At 48.0% G+C, this 510-nt stretch carries 1 protein-coding gene; it reads left to right on the forward strand.

What is annotated here, in order from left to right:
• Nucleotides 1-40: 40 nt before the first annotated feature.
• Nucleotides 41-510: ATP-binding protein (locus R7Q46_RS30495; RefSeq protein ID WP_318078758.1), on the forward strand; the 470-nt coding region annotated here is incomplete at its 3' end.

Below are 510 nucleotides of genomic sequence, written 5' to 3' on the forward strand. Positions count from 1 at the left end.
TACAGGCATTGGAATTCCTGAAGACAGGCTAACTCATATTATGGATAAATTTGAGCAGGTCGATACCTCCGCGACAAGGCGACATGAAGGAACGGGCTTAGGGTTGGCAATCTCAAAACGTTTGATCAGCATGTACAACGGTGAGCTTTGTGTGCGTTCGGATTTTGGCAACGGATCGTGTTTTAGCTTTAGTTTGCAGTTGCCTAAACAAAGTCAGCCTCATTCTGAACCGGTAGAACTGAATGCAAATCGACTATTGTTGATTGATGATTATCTACCGCGCGTGGAACATTTGATGCGCTTAGCTAAAGAGATTGGCATCGAGGTGACTCATAGCAACGATTGGGCTGCGGCGCAGTCTTTGGGCAGAGATTTGGATGATTTTGACCGCATCATCGCGAGCGTGAACAATGCTCAGGATAGAGATGCGCTCTATGAGCTTGATGCGACAGAATCAGCCGCCAAACGGGTACTGTTTCTCGCCCCTTGTGTGATGGAGGAAGGGCAGGC

The organism is Vibrio sp. 811 (assembly GCF_033339195.1).